Raw genomic sequence first — 15,305 nt, 5'->3', positions numbered from 1 at the left:
GGCGTCGCGAACGGCGCCGGGTCAGCCTTCCCGAGCCTGGTCGTCGAGTGATTTTCGAAGTTCTGTGTTCACCCGTCGCGCGTCGGCGAGCTGGTCCTCGAGGGTGACGATGCGGCAGGCCGCCTCGAGGGTGTTGCCGTTGTCGACCAGTTCGCGGACGCGGGCCGCGATGCGCAGTTGATGGCGGGAGTAGCGACGGTGCCCGCCCGGCGAGCGTTGCGGCGTGAGCAGCTCGCCGGCGTCGAGGCCACGCAGGAACGATGGGGTGACTCCGAGTATCTCCGCGGCGCGACCCATGCTGTAGGCGGGGTAGTGATCGTCGTCCAGTCGGTCGGAGGCATCGCCACCGAAGTGGGTCATGCCGTCGCTGGGATGGGTGTTCGGTTGCTGCACTGCACCTCTCGGAATCAACGCCCGCAGGCCCCGGCGCGCTGAGCGCCGGGGCCTGGGATATACGGATGGGAAATCAATCTTGCACACCGGCCGAGGGGGCCGGCGTCCAGTGCCGTTCGAAGCACTGGCTGGAACACGAAACTGGTAGGCGACTACTCAGTGACCACCACCTCCTGCACTGCCGGACTTTCGCGGACGACTTGCTCCCGCTACCCCCTCCGGCGGTCCGGCCTACTGCACCGGATTCTTGCCTCCGCCGGAGGGGAGGGGATTTCGTTGCTCCGGGCAGCTCGCCTGCCCGGCCACTGGACTTCTCATTCGGACGTGAGCGACTGTAGTACGACGAATCGAGAATGTCTACACTCGCCACGACAGATTTTTTGCCTCGTCGGAGGCAGAGCCTGTGGGTGCATCCGGAGGCCCGATCGTGCCCGAACTCGCCAGCTCCGCGGTGTCCACGCAGGTCTGCTACCTTGAACGCCGTTCAAGTTCGTAGTGCGGAAGGTCATCGATGGACGGCGTCGAGAACTCGCGGCGGGTCGGGTTCACCGGCCGGGACATGGCGCAGGTCGCCGTCTTCGCGGCACTGATCGCCGCGCTCGGTCTGCCGGGTGCGATCACGGTGGGGTTCAGTGGTGTCCCCATCACGCTGCAAACTCTCGGCGTCCTGCTGGCCGGGGCGGTGCTCGGCGCTCGTAAGGGAACCGCGGCGGTGCTGGTCTTCATCGCTCTGACCATCATCGGCCTGCCGTTGTTGTCGGGCGGGCGCACCGGGCTGACCGCGCTGGCCGGGCCCAGCGCGGGGTATCTGATCGGCTGGATTCCGGCCGCGCTGGTGATCGGCCTGCTCACCGAGCGGATCCTGCCGAAATACCCCGCGCCGCTCGCCCTGCTGATCAACGCCTTCGGCGGGCTCGTGGTGATCTACCTGTTCGGCACGGTCGGTCTGCTGCTGCGCACGGATCTGGGTGCGGTCGAGGCGATCACCACCAACGGCGCGTTCATCCCCGGCGATCTGGCGAAGGTCGTGGTGGCGACGGTGGTGGCCAAAGGCGTGCACCGGGCGTATCCCGGTGTGGCCGGTGCTTGACCCACTGTCGGGCCGGGTCGACGACCGGGCCGCCCTCGATCTCGACGGCCGGACGCTCACGTACCGGGAACTCGATCGGGCGATCGAGGAGTACAACCGCGCCCACTCCGGTGTGCCGGTCTACGACGCGTCCCCGCTGTCGACGCCACAGGCGCTGATCTGCGTCTGCGCGGCCGCCCGGCGCGGCATCGCCGTGCACGTGGAGAACCCCGAGGTGCGCCCCGCCCGGCAGAGCATCCCCGCCGGGGCGCTGCTGCTGGTGGCGACCTCCGGCTCCACGGGTGCGCCGCGCCCGCTGGCCCGCACCGCGCGGTCCTGGTACGACAGCTTTCCCACGTTCACCGCGATCACCGGCGTGCGCGCCACCGACCGGGTGCTGCTGACCGGCCCGCCGCACGCGACGATGCACCTTTTCGGCGCCTTGCACGCGCTGTGGAGCGGGGCCTGCGTCACCGACGACGTCCGCACCGCGACGGTCGTGCACGCGGTGCCCGCCGTCCTGCGAGAGGTCGTCGCGAGCGCCCCGTGCCTGCGCACGGCGATCGTCGCGGGGATCGCCTTGGACGCCGGAGCCGTCGCCGCGGCGCAGGGGCTGGAGATCGTCGAGTACTACGGGTCGGCGGAGGTCTCGCTGGTGGCAGCGCGTCGCGTGCCCGAGCCGCTACGGGTGATCGACGGCGTACAGGTGGAGGTCAGGGACGGGCTGCTGTATGTTCGTTCGCCCTACACGGTGCTCGGTGCGCCCGACTGGTTCCCGGTGGGGGACCTGGCCGAACTGCGCGCCGACGGCGAGCTGGTCGTGCGCGGACGCGGCGACGGCGTGGTCAATGTCGGTGGCACCACAGTGGTGGCCGAGGACGTGGAGCGGATTCTGCGCGGGGTGGACGGGGTGACGGCGGTCGCGGTGATCGGCGCTCCGCACGAGGTCTTCGGCGAAATCGTCACCGCGATCCTGGAACTCGACGCATCGGCGACGCTGCCCACGGTGCGCTCGCGGGCGCGCACCCTGCTGAGCAGAGAAGCCGTGCCGCGTCGCTGGATCACCCTGCCCGCGCTGCCGAGGACAGCCTCCGGCAAGGTGGCGCGCGGTGATCTGAAGAATATGGTCCTATGAGCCGCACCCCTGTCCTGATCGCCGCGCGCCGCACTCCCATCGGCAATGCCGGACACGGCTTCGCCGATCTGAGCGTGACGGACCTGGCCGCGCCGGTGCTGCGATCGGTGCACGAGGCGGTCCGCGCATCCGGCATCGACGCGGAAGTCGACGACGTCGTGCTCGGCAACTGCCTCGGCCCCGGCGGCGACCCGGCCCGGGTGGCGGCCCTGCGCGCCGGGCTCGGCATCGAGGTGCCCGGCGTGACCGTCGACCGGCAGTGCGGTTCCGGCCTGGACGCGGTGATGCAGGCGGTGACCAGGGTGCGCGCGGACGACGGCGATCTGCTGCTGGCAGGCGGCGTGGAGTCGGCGAGCACCGCGCCGTGGCGTTTCTGGCCGCCGGTCGGCGACGCCGAGCCGGTCCGCTACACCCGCGCGCCGTTCGCGCCGCCGGAATTCCCCGACCCCGACATGGGAGTGGCCGCCGACGACCTCGCCCGCAAACTCGGGATCGGCCGCGAACGTCAGGATGCCTACGCGGCCCGCTCCCACGCGCTGGCCGCGGCGAGCGACTTCTCCGCCGAGATCGTCCCGATCGGCGGGATCGAACGCGATCAGCGCATCCGTGCCGGGATGACGATCGAACGGCTGGCCCGGCTGCGCCCGAGCTTCACCACCGACGGCACCGCGACGGCGGGCAATTCGTGCGGCATCTCCGACGGCGCGGCGGCGCTGGCGGTCACCACCGAGGAACAGGCCTCCGGTCTGCCCGCGCTGCGGGTGCTCGGCTGCGCGGTCGCGGGGGCCGACCCGGCGCTGCCCGGACTCGCCCCGGCTCCGGCGATCGCGAAGCTGCTGCGCCGCACCGGATTCGCGATCTCGGACATCGGCGTCGTGGAGATCACCGAGGCGTTCGCCGCCGTGGTGCTCGCGGTCGCCGACGAACTCGGCATCGACGAAGCGCGGATCTGTCCGCAAGGCGGCGCGATCGCCATGGGCCATCCCTGGGGCGCGTCCGGCGCGATTCTGCTCGTGCGCCTGGCGAGCCGGATGCTGGCCCCGGACGGCCCGGAGCTGGGACTCGCGGCCTGCGCCATCGGCGGGGGACAGGGGATCGCGATGCTGGTGGAGAAGGTGGCGTGAGCGAGATCATCTTCGACGCGGTCGGGCACCGCTACGGCGAGCGGCATGTGCTGCGCGCGATCGACCTGCGCCTGACCGAACGACGCGTCGGCATCATCGGCGCCAACGGGTCCGGGAAATCGACGCTCGCCAGAATGATCAACGGCCTGCTCAAACCCACCTCCGGCACCGTCACCGTCGACGGGATCGACGCCGCGCGCAAGGGCGCGCAGGTGCGCCGCAAGGTCGGCTTCGTCTTCACCGACCCCGACACCCAGATCGTCATGCCCACCGTCGCCGAAGACCTGGCCTTCTCCCTGCGCCGAAGCGGGCTGGACAAGGCACAGATCGCCGCGCGGGTCCGCGAGATGCTGGAACGGTTCGGTCTCGAACACCACGCCGACCATCCCGCGCACCTGCTCTCCGGCGGGCAGAAACAGTTGCTCGCCATCGGCGCGGTACTCATCCGCAGGCCGTCGGTGATCGTCGCCGACGAGCCGACCACCCTGCTCGACCTGCGCAACGCCCGCACCGTCGCGGCGGCGCTGGACGCGGTGGATCAGCAGGTCATCGTGGTGACCCATCAACTCACCCTGCTCGACACCTTCGACCGGGTGGTGGTGATCGACGACGGCGCGGTGGCCTTCGACGGCGCCCCGGCCGATGCCGTGCCCGCCTACCGCGAGCTGGTCGGATGATCGGTCTCTACCAGCCGGGGAATTCCCTGGTGCACCGGTTGCCCGCCGGGGTGAAGCTGTGGTTGCTGTTCGCCTCGATCGCCGCGGTGACCGCCGGCGTGCGCGAACCCCTCGCCGTCGCGATCGCCGCGTCGGTGGTCGCCGCGATGTTCGCGGTCGCCGGGATCGGTTGGCGGGTGGCGCTGGCCCAGTTGCGTCCGGTCGTGTGGATGCTGGCCGTGATCGCGATTTTCCAGGTGGTGCTGACCTCGCCGGAGCGAGCCGTGGTGGTGTGCGGGGTGCTGTTGCTGTCGGTGGCGCTGGCCGCCCTGGTCACCTTGACCACGCGGGTCGGCGACATGCTGGACGCGGTGACCCGCGCGCTGGGACCGTTGCGCCGCTTCGGCGTCGACCCCGACCGGATCGGCCTGCTACTCGCGCTGGCGATCCGCTGCGTGCCGCTGCTGACCGGCATCGTGCGGGAGGTGGCCGAGGCCCGGCGTGCGCGCGGCCTGGAGTGGTCGATGACCGCCCTGGTGACTCCCGCGCTGGTGCGCGCGCTGCGCACGGCGGATGCGATGGGCGAGGCACTGGCGGCACGCGGAGCCGACGATGACTGATCTGCTGACCGACCGCATCGCGCGCCGCGCGGCACGCGATCCGGACGCGCGGGCGGTGATCACCGATCACGACCACATCGGCTACGAAGAATTCTGGTCGCGGGTGCTGCGCACCGCGTCGGGATTGCACGGGATGAGCCGGGTGGCGGTGCTGCCCACGTCGGACATCGAGTCGCTGATCGTGGTCACCGCGGCCATGCGGGCGGGCGTCAGCGTGGTCCTGCTGCACCGCCACCTGACCGCCGCCCACCTGCACCGGGTACTCGACCTGTCCCGGCCGGGCGCCGTGGTCGCCGCATCCCGTCAGCACCGCAGGCTCCGGCGATGGGGGTGCGCGTCCGTGCTGACCGCCGCGCAACTCGAATCCGAAGGAGCGCACCGCCCGGCCGCGCCCACCGATGAACTCCTGGTCGGCATCACCTCGGGCACCACCGGCGAGCCGAAGCTCTTCGTCCGCGACCAGCGGTCGTGGGCCGCGACCCTGGACCGCTCCGACCGTACCTTCGACATCGACGCGGGTGATCGGGTCGCGGTGCCCGGCGTCCTGGACCACACCCACTTCCTGTACGGCGCGCTGCACACGCTGACCCGCGGCGCGACGGTGGATCTGCGCCCGGTCGACCGGGCGCTGGACGAGCACACCACCCACCTGTACTCCGTGCCCGCCATCGCCTGGGACGTAGCGCGGTCCGGTCTCGGCCCGCTGCCCGGTGTGCGTGAGGTGCTCTCCTCGGCGGCACGGTGGCCGCGACCCGGCCGCGAAGCGCTGCGGCGGGTGTTGCCCGCCGCAGCGCTGGTGCACTTCTACGGCGCCTCCGAACTCAGCTTCGTCTCCTACGACCGAGGTCTCGGCGACGGTGACGAACCCAGCGCGGGGGAGCTGTTCGACGGCGTCGACGCCGAGATCCGCGGCGGACTGGTCCACGTGCGCAGCGACATGCTCTTCGATGGTTACCTCACCGAACACGGCATCACCGGCGGTCCGGTGGACGGCTGGATGAGCGTCGGCGACCGCGGGCGGCTCGACGGACGGCGGCTCACTCTGCTGGGCCGGGCCGGTGAGATGCTCATCCGGGGCGGTTTGAACGTCGAACCGGCTGCCGTGGAATCCGCCCTGACCGGTCTACCCGGCATCAGCGAGGCCGCGTGCATCGGCATTCCCGACCCGCGCATGGGACAGATCCCGGTGGCGGCAGTGGTGGCAGGTCACGGCGCACCGACCATCGCGGAGATCAGACGCCGCCTGCGCGAGGTGTTGCCGAGCCCGAGTATGCCGGTGCGGATACTGCGTCTCGAGAGTCTGCCGCGCACCCCGCGCGGCAAGCTCGACCAGCGTGAGCTGGCGAAACTGTTCGTCGCTCAGAATGGTTCGAGCGCCAAGTCTTCGAGCGCCAAGTCTTCGAGCGCCAAGTCTTCGGGCACCAGGTCATAGCCCCGGCCGGGACGCAACCCTGCGGTCAGCTGCCCCGGTTCACACCGAGTTCCTGCACGATCGGGTTCACCGGCACCGGCCGTTCCCGCTCGGTCACCGTCGGATGCCTCTTCTGGCGATGCTGGGCTGCGCGTTCGGCGGCGGAGCGGCCGTCGTCGAGAGATACCGATTGGATCACTTCGGCGAGGTTGGCGTACTCGGCCGGCGGGATCGCTCGCAATGCGCGAATGGTGTCCCGATCGGACCCCGCATCGATCGCATGCTGCACCAGCTCTTCCTTGGCTGCCGGAAAGTGGAATTCCTTCAGTGCCCGATGCAGCCGGTCGGCGTCGGTCGTCGCCATCATGTTCCTTCCCGAACCGTCGTAACGGCCCTTGTCCGTCCCGTGCCTGCGATCGGGCGGTACCCGTTGCGGGGGTGCGGAAACAGCCGGGCCGCCGTGGCCCCCACGGGCGGGATCGACGCGGTGCCGGAGCCGCTCACTCGGATGCTGTTGCTTCGCGGAGCTTTCGGAACTCGGAGGCCAAGGCCTCGGCTGTGTAGTGGGCGTTGAGTCCGCTCGGGTTGGGGAGCACCCAGATCTCGGTGTCGCCGAGCGTCTCGGATTGACGTCCGACCACGGTTTTCGGCCGGCCGAACGCGGTGCGGTAGGCGCCGAGCCCGAGGACGGCCAGCACCCGCGGGCGATAGCGCTCGACCCTCTCGACGAGCGCCCGGCCGCCGTCCCGCAATTCCTGCGGCGTGAGTTCGTCCGCCTTCGCCGTCGTACGCGCGGCGACATTGGTGATGCCCAATCCGAGCGCGAGCAGTTCCCGTTGCTCGTCGGGACGGAACAACCGGGGGGTGAAGCCCGACCGGAACAGCGCGGACCAGAAGCGATTTCCCGGCCGGGCGAAGTGGTGGCCGGTGGCCCCCGACCACAATCCCGGATTGATGCCGCAGAACAGCACTCGCAGATCCGGCGCCACCAGATCGGGAATGGTCTTGCCCGCCGCCGCGGCCAGATCGGTCGGTGTCGGGCGATACCCAGCGGAACGTGTCATCCGCCCAGTCTGCTCCGCCGGTTCGCGACCGGGCCGCGGGTGCGCGCTCATGGCTTGATACCGCGCCGGCCCGCGTCGCGGGTTCGTATCGCCGTGCGGCGCCGTGCCACGGCCGAACCGACGCCGGTTCAGCGTGCGATGTCGGTGTCCATCCGTTCCGCGCCGATCCGGGCGATGCGTTCCCGCCCCCACTCGCCCAGCGGGCCGAGCGCAGCGTTCAAGCTGCGACCGTGATCGGTGAGCGAGTACTCCACTCGCGGCGGCACCTCGCGATACACCTCGCGATGCACCAGGCCGTCCTCTTCCATCTCCCGCAGGTGCTGGACGAGCATCTTCTCGCTGACTCCGGGCAGGCCGCGCCGGAGCTCGCCGAACCGCCGCGTGCCGTTGTCGAGCTCCCACAGGATCAGCGACTTCCACTTGCCGGACACCACGTCCATGGCGGCGTCGATTCCGCAGATGTACGGGCCTGTTCTCGGTGTTCCGGTCACCGCGTACTCCTTTGACACTTACCGAAAGGTGGGTATCGAAGAAAATAGTGGGTACTTGTCGCATTTGCAGCATGTGGGCAGCATGGAACTCGTCGATCGGCACCGAAATCACTTGATCATTCGAGTCGTGAGGAAATCACCCACCATGAATTCACCTGCCACCGTGAGCGTGCTCGGACTGGGCGAGATGGGACGCGCCCTGGCCGCCGCGCTGCTGCGCAGCGATGCCCGGGTGACGGTCTGGAACCGCACGCCGGGCAGAGCCGACGCACTGGTCGACGCCGGTGCCGTGGAGGTTCCCGCCGTCGGTGACGCGATCGCGGCCGCCGAGTTGACCGTCGTCTGTCTGCTCGACCATGCCTCGGTGCGTGAGACCCTGGATCCGGTCGCCGAGCGGCTGCGCGGGCGCACGTTGGTCAACCTGACCACCACCTCGCCGGAAGAGGCCAGGGAACTCGACCGCTGGGCCGCTGCCCACGGAATCGCCTGTGTGGACGGCGGAATCATGGCGGTTCCGGCCATGATTGCCGCCCCCGGCTCGGAGATCCTCTACAGCGGCGACGCGACGGCCTTCGACCACCACCGGGACATCCTGGATGTCTGGGGGACCAGCACCTACCTCGGCAGCGATCCCGGATTGGCCTCGCTGTACGACCTCGCGCTGTTGTCGGCGATGTACGTGATGTTCGCCGGGTACGTGCAAGGGGCGGCGCTGGTCCGCACCGCAGGTGTCACCGCCACCGACTTCGCGGACCGTGCGGCCGCGTGGATCTCCGCGATGACCGGCGGCCTGGCGGGTTTCGGTCGCGTGATCGACGGCGGCGACTACACCGTCGCGGGCCAGCAGAGCCTGGACTTCTCCGACCTGTCCACGATCCTCGCCGCGACGAACGAGGCGGGCGTGGGGAACGATCCGATCGCGATGGTGCAGAAGCTGATCGACGCCCAGCGCGCCGCGGGTCACGGCAGCGAAGGTTTCGCCCGCATCTTCGAGTCGGTCGCCCGGCCCGTCGCGGCCGGGCGGTCCTAGCTCTCACCTTTCCGCACGCGGGACCCCACGGCCTCGGACCGGGTTCAGCGCCGGGCTGCTTCCGCCGGTTCTCGGCCGGGGCGGTCCGGGCCATCGGCCGCGCCGCCGATCGCCGTCGTTTCCGGCTGCGATCGGTCGAGTCGATGCAGTGCGAAGGCGGACAGCGTTCCGATCAGACACAGCCCGGCCCACACTGCCCAGTCCGCGTCGGCGGCTCGTGCGGCGCCGACGACGGCGCCGGTGGCGAGATTGCCCGCCAGGATGCCGACGCCGACGATCGTGTTGTAGAAGCCGTAGTGCGTGGCCACGAGTCTTCCACCCGCCAGTGAGACGACGGTGTCCATCTCGAAGGGGAACACCGCGGCGGTGCCCACCGCGAGCACTGCGGTGGCGACCAGCAAGGCGAGGACCGCGGTGGCGACGCCGAATGTCCCGGGGCTCGGCACGGCGAGCAACGGCAGGAACGCCGCGGCCAGTATCGCCATGCCCACGGCGAGACTGCGCCCGGTGCCCCAGCGTGCTCGGAACCATCCGGTGATCCGTAGCTGCCCGGCGACGGCGACCAGGCCGGAGACCACGAACAGCGCCGAGACCAGGACCTGTGCGTGCTCGCCCGCGAGGTACTCGGCCTGCAACGGCAGGGCCAGGTACACCTGGAAGGACAACACGTAGGAGCCGATCATCGTCAGCGAGAACAACAGGAATCGGCGGTTCGCCGCCACCGTGCGCCAGTCGTGTAGCACCGAGGTCTGTTCAGCGGCCCGCTGCTCACGGCGGGCGGGCAGGGCGAGGAGTTGCGCGACGGTCAGGACGGCGAACACGATCGCCGCGGCGGCCGCGGTGACGCGGAAGTCGAGGAACATCAACGCCAAGCCCACGAGCGGCCCGGCGAGGATGCCGGCCTGATAGAAGATATTGAACACCGCGAACGCTTCGACACGGCGCTCCCCGGTGTCGGCGGCCAGATAAGCGCGCACGGCAGGGTTGAACAGTGCACCGGCGAAGCCGGTGGCGGCGGAGGCGATCAGCAGCCCGGGCAGGGAGGTCGCGAACACCAGCAACGCGAAGCCACCGGTGCGCAGCAGACAGCCTGCGACGATCAGCGGCTTGTAGCCGAGCCGGTCGGCCAGTGTGCCGCCGATGAGGAACATGCCCTGCTGAGAGAAGTTGCGGACGCCGAGCACCAGCCCGACAGCCCAGGCCGCCAGCCCGAGCGGTCCGGCGAGGTAGCCGGCCAGGTACGGCATCAGCATGTAGAACCCGAGGTTGATGCCGAACTGGTTGACCATCAGCAGCCGCGCGGCGAGGTCGAAAGTGCGGAAGCTCCTCAGTGCGGTCACGATTCGCCTTCTCCTGTCCGGTCGGTGGTGCGGGGGTCGACGACCGTGGTGCAGCGGGTCCACGAGCGCACCACTGCCTGCGTGGGATGCGCGATGACGTCCGGTTCGATCGGCGGGTCGGTGTCGAGCAGGCCGTGCTCCCGGCAGTACTCGTCGTTGTAGACGGTGTCGAAATAACGCTGCGGCCCGTCGGGGAACACCGCCGCGATCCGGGTGTGGGCCGGGAACGTGCGCGCGGCCCATCCGGCGACCAGCGCCACGGCCCCCACGCTCCAGCCACCGGTCGCGTAATGGGTGCCTGCCAGTGCGCGGCATGCCCACACGGCTTCGGGTGGGGCCACCCAGTGAACTTCGTGGAACGCGGGATAGTCGACATTGCGCGGGAAGATGCTCGAACCGAGCCCGCGCATGATCCGGGGACCGGCGGGCTGGCCGAAGATCGTGGAGGCGACCGTGTCCACGCCGATCAGTTGCAGAGCCGGGTTGAATCGGCGCAGCACCCGCGCCACGCCTGCCGAGTGACCGCCGGTGCCGACCGCGCACACCAGAACGTCGACCCGGCCCAACTGTTGCGTCAGCTCGAGTCCGAGGGATTCGTATCCGTCGACGTTGTCGGGGTTGCTGTACTGGTCGGGGCACCACGCGCTGGGCTCGGCCGCCAGGAGCTCGGCCACCCGCTCGCGGCGGGCCTGCTGCCAGCCGCCGGTGGGGTGGGGTTCGGCAACCATGTCGACGCGTGCGCCGTAGGAGGCGAGCATGCGTTCCACGATCGGTTCCAGTCCCGGATCGGTGACCACGGTGACCGGATGGTGGAACACCGCGCCTGCCAGCGCCAATCCCAGGCCGAGGGTGCCGCTGGTCGATTCGACGATGCGCGCCCCCGACGCCAGGTCGCCGCGCTGTTTCGCGCACCTGACCATGTGCAGGGCGGGCCGATCTTTCATCCCGCCGGGGTTGAATCCCTCCAATTTCGCCCAGAAGCCCCGATCGGGAGGCGCCAGCGGCGCACCGACCCACAGCACAGGAGTATTGCCGACCAGCGAACTCGATTCCCGCACCGGAGCAGGTGGGGTGAGCACAGCCCCCGCCATCTCGGCGGACGTGCCGGGCACGACGTTGTTCATATTGTCGCTTTCTGTATCCGAACCGCCACGCAGGCGGTGACGACAGTGAGCAGGCAGCGAACACCGGCCGACGGCACAATGGCTCGGCCTGGCGCTGACCGATCAGCGTCGGGAGATACAGAGGTTCACGAGAACGGCTTGCCCGCTGACCACGGGTAAGCCGGCAGCCGGCGGGCCCCGGATCCCGCGGGCGTCGGCAAAGAACAAGGCGAACACGGCCACGGTGGCCATGCCGATCAGTGCCATCCACAGCAACGGCAGCATGCCCGTGCTCCGAGAGGGCAGTGCCGATTTCTCGACGCAGCGGATCATGTGCTGATCGCAGTGAGCGCCGGGGCGATCGCCCGACCCGTGCAGATGGACCGCGTGCGAAATACTCGCGACCGGCGCGGCCACCACACCGGCGGAGTGGGCATGATCCTCGGCGGGGTGCAGGGCGCAGTCGAGGATCGGGGCGACGAGCAGCACCGCCATCAGCAGGGCCACGGCTGTGCGTCGCAGACGAGCGACCAGGTCCGCCGGGGACCACTCGGACGCAGGCAACGGAGTGGGCCGCGTGACCGTCCCCCGGTCACCGGAGACGAGGCGCAGGTATCGCCGAAGCGAAAACGCTTCTCCGCGTTCGCAGTGTCCGTCGACACGCTCGAACGATCGGCTCACCCGCACCTCCTCCTTCTCAGCACACAACCTACTCGCCTCGACCCGTTCCCTCGCCATCCGGTGACGCGATTTCCCGGTGTCGGCGCCGAGCGCCTCACCGCGCGAACTGCCCCACCGCGGAGGCAGGCGATGCCCTGGACCAGGGCGCTCGAGGGATGCCGAAGGGCCTTCGTAGAACACCGTTCGTCCCTACCGGCGGGGGTACCCGCCGTGGCAGCATCGACTACGTCGCACGACCGATATCTGCGGGCCGATCACGGCCGCCGGTTCGCTCGATGACAAGGAGTTCGACGCCATGAACCACATGCACATGTTGTGTCACTGGATGTGCGGAATGATGGGCGGTTGCCCGATGATGGGGCAGCCGATGTGACACCGAGCCCCACTCCTCGATTCTTCTTCGCCGAGATCAGGAGCTCCGATGATGTTCTGGTATGACGGTCACGGCATGAGCGGATGGGGTTACGGGCTCATGGCGGTCGGCATGGCGGTGTTCTGGGCGCTGCTGATCGCCGCGCTGATCCTCACCATCCGATATCTGGATCGGCCGTCCACGCCTGCCGGTGGCCCGCCGATCGTCCGCCCGACCGCCGAGCAGGTGCTGGCCGAGCGATTCGCTCGCGGCGAGATCGATGCCGATGAATACCACCATCGCCTGGCCACGCTGCGCGGCGACGCCGGAGGCCCGGGAGCGAATCGCCGGTGATAGCGGGTGGTATCCCTCCCGAGCGGCGAACACACCCGCCGAAGGAGCGTGCCACCGCGGTGCTCGATGTGCGCGGCCTGCTGTTCGCCTCGCAGCAGAACGTTGTCGCCGCCCGCCTCGTTCACCGTCCCGGCGTGGAGGAGGTGGAGGTCAACGCGGTGGCACAAACCGCCACCGTGGTTTACGACCAGAGGCAGACCACGATTGCCGCGCTACGGGACTGGGTGGTCGAATGCGGCTACCACTGCGCCGGACAGTCGGTGCCCGCCCACATCTGCGACCCGCTGACCGAGCCTGACCCGGCCGCTCACGACAGCGGCGACGGACATCCCGGCTCGTCGGCGACGGCGGTATCCACCGACCAGGCCGGACACCCGAAGGCGGCCCTCTCTCCCGGGGAGCGCCCGGCCGACCTGCGTTCCCCCCACGAAGCGATGGGCCACGGTGGACACGCCGGGATGTCGATGGCATCCATGGTGGCCGACATGCGCAAGCGGTTCGTGGTGGCACTGCTGTTCTCCATCCCGATCGTGATCTGGTCGCCGATCGGCCGTGAGGTGCTCGGGCTGGATGTGCCGGTACCGTTCGGGCTCCGCGAGGACGTCTGGTCACTGCTGCTGAGTCTGCCGGTCGTCTTCTACTCGTCGTGGATCTTCTTCGACGGCGCCGTGCGCGCCTTGCGGGCCCGCACGCTGGACATGATGGTGCTGGTCGCGGTCGCGATCGGGTCGGGCTGGCTGTACTCGCTGGTGATCACGCTGACTGGCGGCGGTGAGGTGTTCTACGAGGCCGCGACCGTGCTGGCCGCCTTCGTGCTGTTGGGGCACTGGTTCGAGATGCGCGCCAGGGGCGGGGCCAACGACGCCATCCGCACCCTGCTCGACCTCGCCCCGCCGAAGGCGGTGGTACTGCGCGACGGCGAGCCCGTCGAGATCCCCACCTCCGAGGTCGCGGTAGGTGATCTGCTGCTCGTGCGCCCGGGCGCGAAGATCGCCGTCGACGGTGTCGTCGAGGACGGCGACAGCGAGGTCGACGAATCGATGGTCACCGGTGAGAGCCTGCCGGTGCACAAAGCCCCCGGCTCGGCGGTCATCGGCGCCACCATCAACGCCAACGGCACCTTGCGAATCCGCGCGACCAAGGTCGGTTCGGACACCGCGCTGGCGCAGATCGTGAAACTCGTCCAGGAAGCGCAGAATTCGAAGGCCCCCGGTCAGCGTCTGGCCGACAAGGCAGCGTTCTGGCTGGTCTTCGTCGCGTTGATCGGCGGCGGCGGCACGCTGGCGGCCTGGCTACTGTTGTCCGATCGCCCGTTCTCGGCGGCGATCCTGTTCGCGATCACCGTGGTGGTCATCACCTGCCCCGACGCTCTCGGCCTGGCCACTCCTACCGCGATCATGGTCGGCACGGGGCTCGGCGCCGAACGCGGTGTGTTGTTCAAGAACGCGATGGCGCTGGAGACTTCGGCGCGAATCCAGGTCGTGGTGATGGACAAGACCGGCACTCTGACCAAGGGCGAGCCCGAAGTCACCGACGTCCTCACCGACGGCCTCGGCGAAGCCGACGTGCTGCGTTTGGTCGCCGCCGTGGAGCGCGAATCCGAACACCCCCTCGCCCGAGCCGTCGTCCGCTACACCGAGGACGCAGGGGTCGACGGATTCGGGCCGAAGCGTTCGAAAATGTTCCCGGCCACGGTGCGATCGCGGAGGTCGATAGGCGCAGGGTCGTCGTCGGCAACCGGCGGCTGGCCGAACGAGAGGGCATCGACCTCGGCGCGCTGGCCGCCCGCCGCGACGAGCTGGCCGCCACCGGACGCACCGCGGTGATCGCCGCCGTGGACGGCAAGGCCGCCGCGGTCATCGGCATCGCCGACGCGCCCCGCGAAACCTCCACCGCGGCCGTCGCCGCGTTGCACGATCTCGGCGTCGAGGTGGTCATGCTCACCGGCGACAACCACGCCACCGCCGAACGCATCGCCGAACGCCTCGGCATCGACACCGTCATCGCCGAAGTGCTGCCCGGCGACAAGGCCGCCCGGATCGCCGAACTCCAACGCGGCGGCCGCCAGGTCGCCATGGTCGGCGACGGCGTCAACGACGCCCCCGCCCTCGCCCAGGCAGACCTCGGCATCGCCATCGGCGCGGGCACCGACGTGGCCATCGAAACCGCCGACGTCGTTCTGATGCGCTCGGACCCGCTCGACGTGCCCACCGCCCTGCGCATCGGCCGCGGCACATTACGCAAGATGCGGCAGAACCTGGCCTGGGCCATCGGCTACAACACCATCGCCCTGCCCATCGCCGCCGGCGTCTTCGAACCCGCCTTCGGCCTGATGCTGCGCCCCGAGATCGCCGCACTGTCGATGTCGGGTTCGAGCCTCATCGTGGCCGTCAACGCGCTCGCCCTCAAACGACTCCGGTTGCCCACGCCGAAGTCGTCGGACGCTTCGGTATCCGCAGCGGCGGAGTGATCGGCGTGGGGC

General features: G+C 69.8%; 15 protein-coding genes and 1 pseudogene. 9 read left to right on the top strand and 7 right to left on the bottom strand.

Going from position 1 to position 15,305, the window contains the following annotated elements; translation table 11 throughout:
- Positions 1-21: 21 nt before the first annotated feature.
- A complete protein-coding gene (locus IU449_RS06465; protein WP_195002362.1) occupies positions 22-360 on the bottom strand; it encodes a MerR family transcriptional regulator in 339 nt (112 codons plus the stop codon).
- 544 nt (positions 361-904) lie between these two features.
- Here IU449_RS06465 and IU449_RS06460 point away from each other — a divergent pair.
- The 6 genes from IU449_RS06460 to IU449_RS06435 are packed head-to-tail and all read left to right on the top strand — an operon-like array spanning position 905 to position 6,429.
- Positions 905-1,483: a biotin transporter BioY gene (locus IU449_RS06460; protein WP_195000982.1), complete on the top strand. Its 579-nt coding sequence runs from the start codon at positions 905-907 to the stop codon at positions 1,481-1,483.
- Positions 1,476-2,597: a class I adenylate-forming enzyme family protein gene (locus IU449_RS06455; protein WP_324188110.1), complete on the top strand. Its 1,122-nt coding sequence runs from the start codon at positions 1,476-1,478 to the stop codon at positions 2,595-2,597. Before IU449_RS06460 ends, IU449_RS06455 begins: the two co-directional genes overlap by 8 nt.
- Complete coding sequence (locus IU449_RS06450) at positions 2,594-3,721, top strand: thiolase family protein (RefSeq protein ID WP_195000981.1); 1,128 nt, start codon at positions 2,594-2,596, stop codon at positions 3,719-3,721. Before IU449_RS06455 ends, IU449_RS06450 begins: the two co-directional genes overlap by 4 nt.
- On the top strand, positions 3,718-4,398 hold the full coding sequence (locus IU449_RS06445) for an energy-coupling factor ABC transporter ATP-binding protein (RefSeq protein ID WP_195000980.1): 681 nt from the start codon (positions 3,718-3,720) through the stop codon (positions 4,396-4,398). The genes IU449_RS06450 and IU449_RS06445 overlap by 4 nt, the downstream gene beginning before the upstream one ends.
- The gene (locus tag IU449_RS06440; RefSeq protein WP_195000979.1) at positions 4,395-4,997 is read left to right on the top strand and encodes an energy-coupling factor transporter transmembrane component T family protein; all 603 of its coding nucleotides are present in this window, start codon (positions 4,395-4,397) and stop codon (positions 4,995-4,997) included. The genes IU449_RS06445 and IU449_RS06440 overlap by 4 nt, the downstream gene beginning before the upstream one ends.
- Positions 4,990-6,429 (top strand): AMP-binding protein, encoded by a 1,440-nt coding sequence (locus tag IU449_RS06435; protein ID WP_195000978.1) that lies wholly within the window; start codon positions 4,990-4,992, stop codon positions 6,427-6,429. The genes IU449_RS06440 and IU449_RS06435 overlap by 8 nt, the downstream gene beginning before the upstream one ends.
- Before the next feature lie 25 nt (positions 6,430-6,454).
- On the opposite strand, the gene IU449_RS06430 is transcribed toward IU449_RS06435, so the two are convergent.
- From IU449_RS06430 to IU449_RS06420, 3 genes are all read right to left on the bottom strand, one after another.
- Entirely contained in the window at positions 6,455-6,772 is a 318-nt protein-coding gene (locus IU449_RS06430; protein WP_195000977.1) for a DUF2795 domain-containing protein, read from the bottom strand.
- A 136-nt stretch (positions 6,773-6,908) separates the two neighbouring features.
- Positions 6,909-7,472, bottom strand: a complete 564-nt coding sequence (gene mug, locus IU449_RS06425) for a G/U mismatch-specific DNA glycosylase (protein WP_195000976.1) — start codon at positions 7,470-7,472, stop codon at positions 6,909-6,911.
- A gap of 128 nt (positions 7,473-7,600) precedes the next feature.
- The gene (locus tag IU449_RS06420) at positions 7,601-7,912 is read right to left on the bottom strand and encodes a winged helix-turn-helix transcriptional regulator (protein WP_195002360.1); all 312 of its coding nucleotides are present in this window, start codon (positions 7,910-7,912) and stop codon (positions 7,601-7,603) included.
- 196 nt (positions 7,913-8,108) lie between these two features.
- Between IU449_RS06420 and IU449_RS06415 the strand changes: the two genes are divergently transcribed.
- Positions 8,109-8,993, top strand: coding sequence for an NAD(P)-dependent oxidoreductase (locus tag IU449_RS06415; RefSeq protein ID WP_195000975.1), 885 nt, complete (start codon positions 8,109-8,111; stop codon positions 8,991-8,993).
- A gap of 44 nt (positions 8,994-9,037) precedes the next feature.
- Here IU449_RS06415 and IU449_RS06410 read toward each other — a convergent pair whose 3' ends face one another.
- From IU449_RS06410 to IU449_RS06400, 3 genes are all read right to left on the bottom strand, one after another.
- Positions 9,038-10,333, bottom strand: a complete 1,296-nt coding sequence (locus IU449_RS06410) for an MFS transporter (protein WP_195000974.1) — start codon at positions 10,331-10,333, stop codon at positions 9,038-9,040.
- Positions 10,330-11,457: a PLP-dependent cysteine synthase family protein gene (locus IU449_RS06405; RefSeq protein WP_195000973.1), complete on the bottom strand. Its 1,128-nt coding sequence runs from the start codon at positions 11,455-11,457 to the stop codon at positions 10,330-10,332. The genes IU449_RS06410 and IU449_RS06405 overlap by 4 nt, the downstream gene beginning before the upstream one ends.
- Before the next feature lie 102 nt (positions 11,458-11,559).
- Positions 11,560-11,943, bottom strand: coding sequence for a hypothetical protein (locus IU449_RS06400; RefSeq protein ID WP_195000972.1), 384 nt, complete (start codon positions 11,941-11,943; stop codon positions 11,560-11,562).
- Between the two features lie 595 nt (positions 11,944-12,538).
- On the opposite strand from IU449_RS06400, the gene IU449_RS06395 reads away from it, so the two are divergent.
- Entirely contained in the window at positions 12,539-12,823 is a 285-nt protein-coding gene (locus IU449_RS06395; protein WP_195000971.1) for an SHOCT domain-containing protein, read from the top strand.
- Positions 12,820-15,293: pseudogene (locus IU449_RS06390) on the top strand (heavy metal translocating P-type ATPase). The gene IU449_RS06395 and the pseudogene IU449_RS06390 overlap by 4 nt, the downstream one beginning before the upstream one ends.
- The last annotated feature ends 12 nt before the right edge of the window (positions 15,294-15,305 follow it).

This window comes from Nocardia higoensis, from assembly GCF_015477835.1.
GTDB lineage: Bacteria > Actinomycetota > Actinomycetes > Mycobacteriales > Mycobacteriaceae > Nocardia > Nocardia higoensis_A.
The sequence above is the reverse complement of the archived record's forward strand: the minus strand, read 5'-3'. Positions and strand labels throughout refer to the sequence as shown.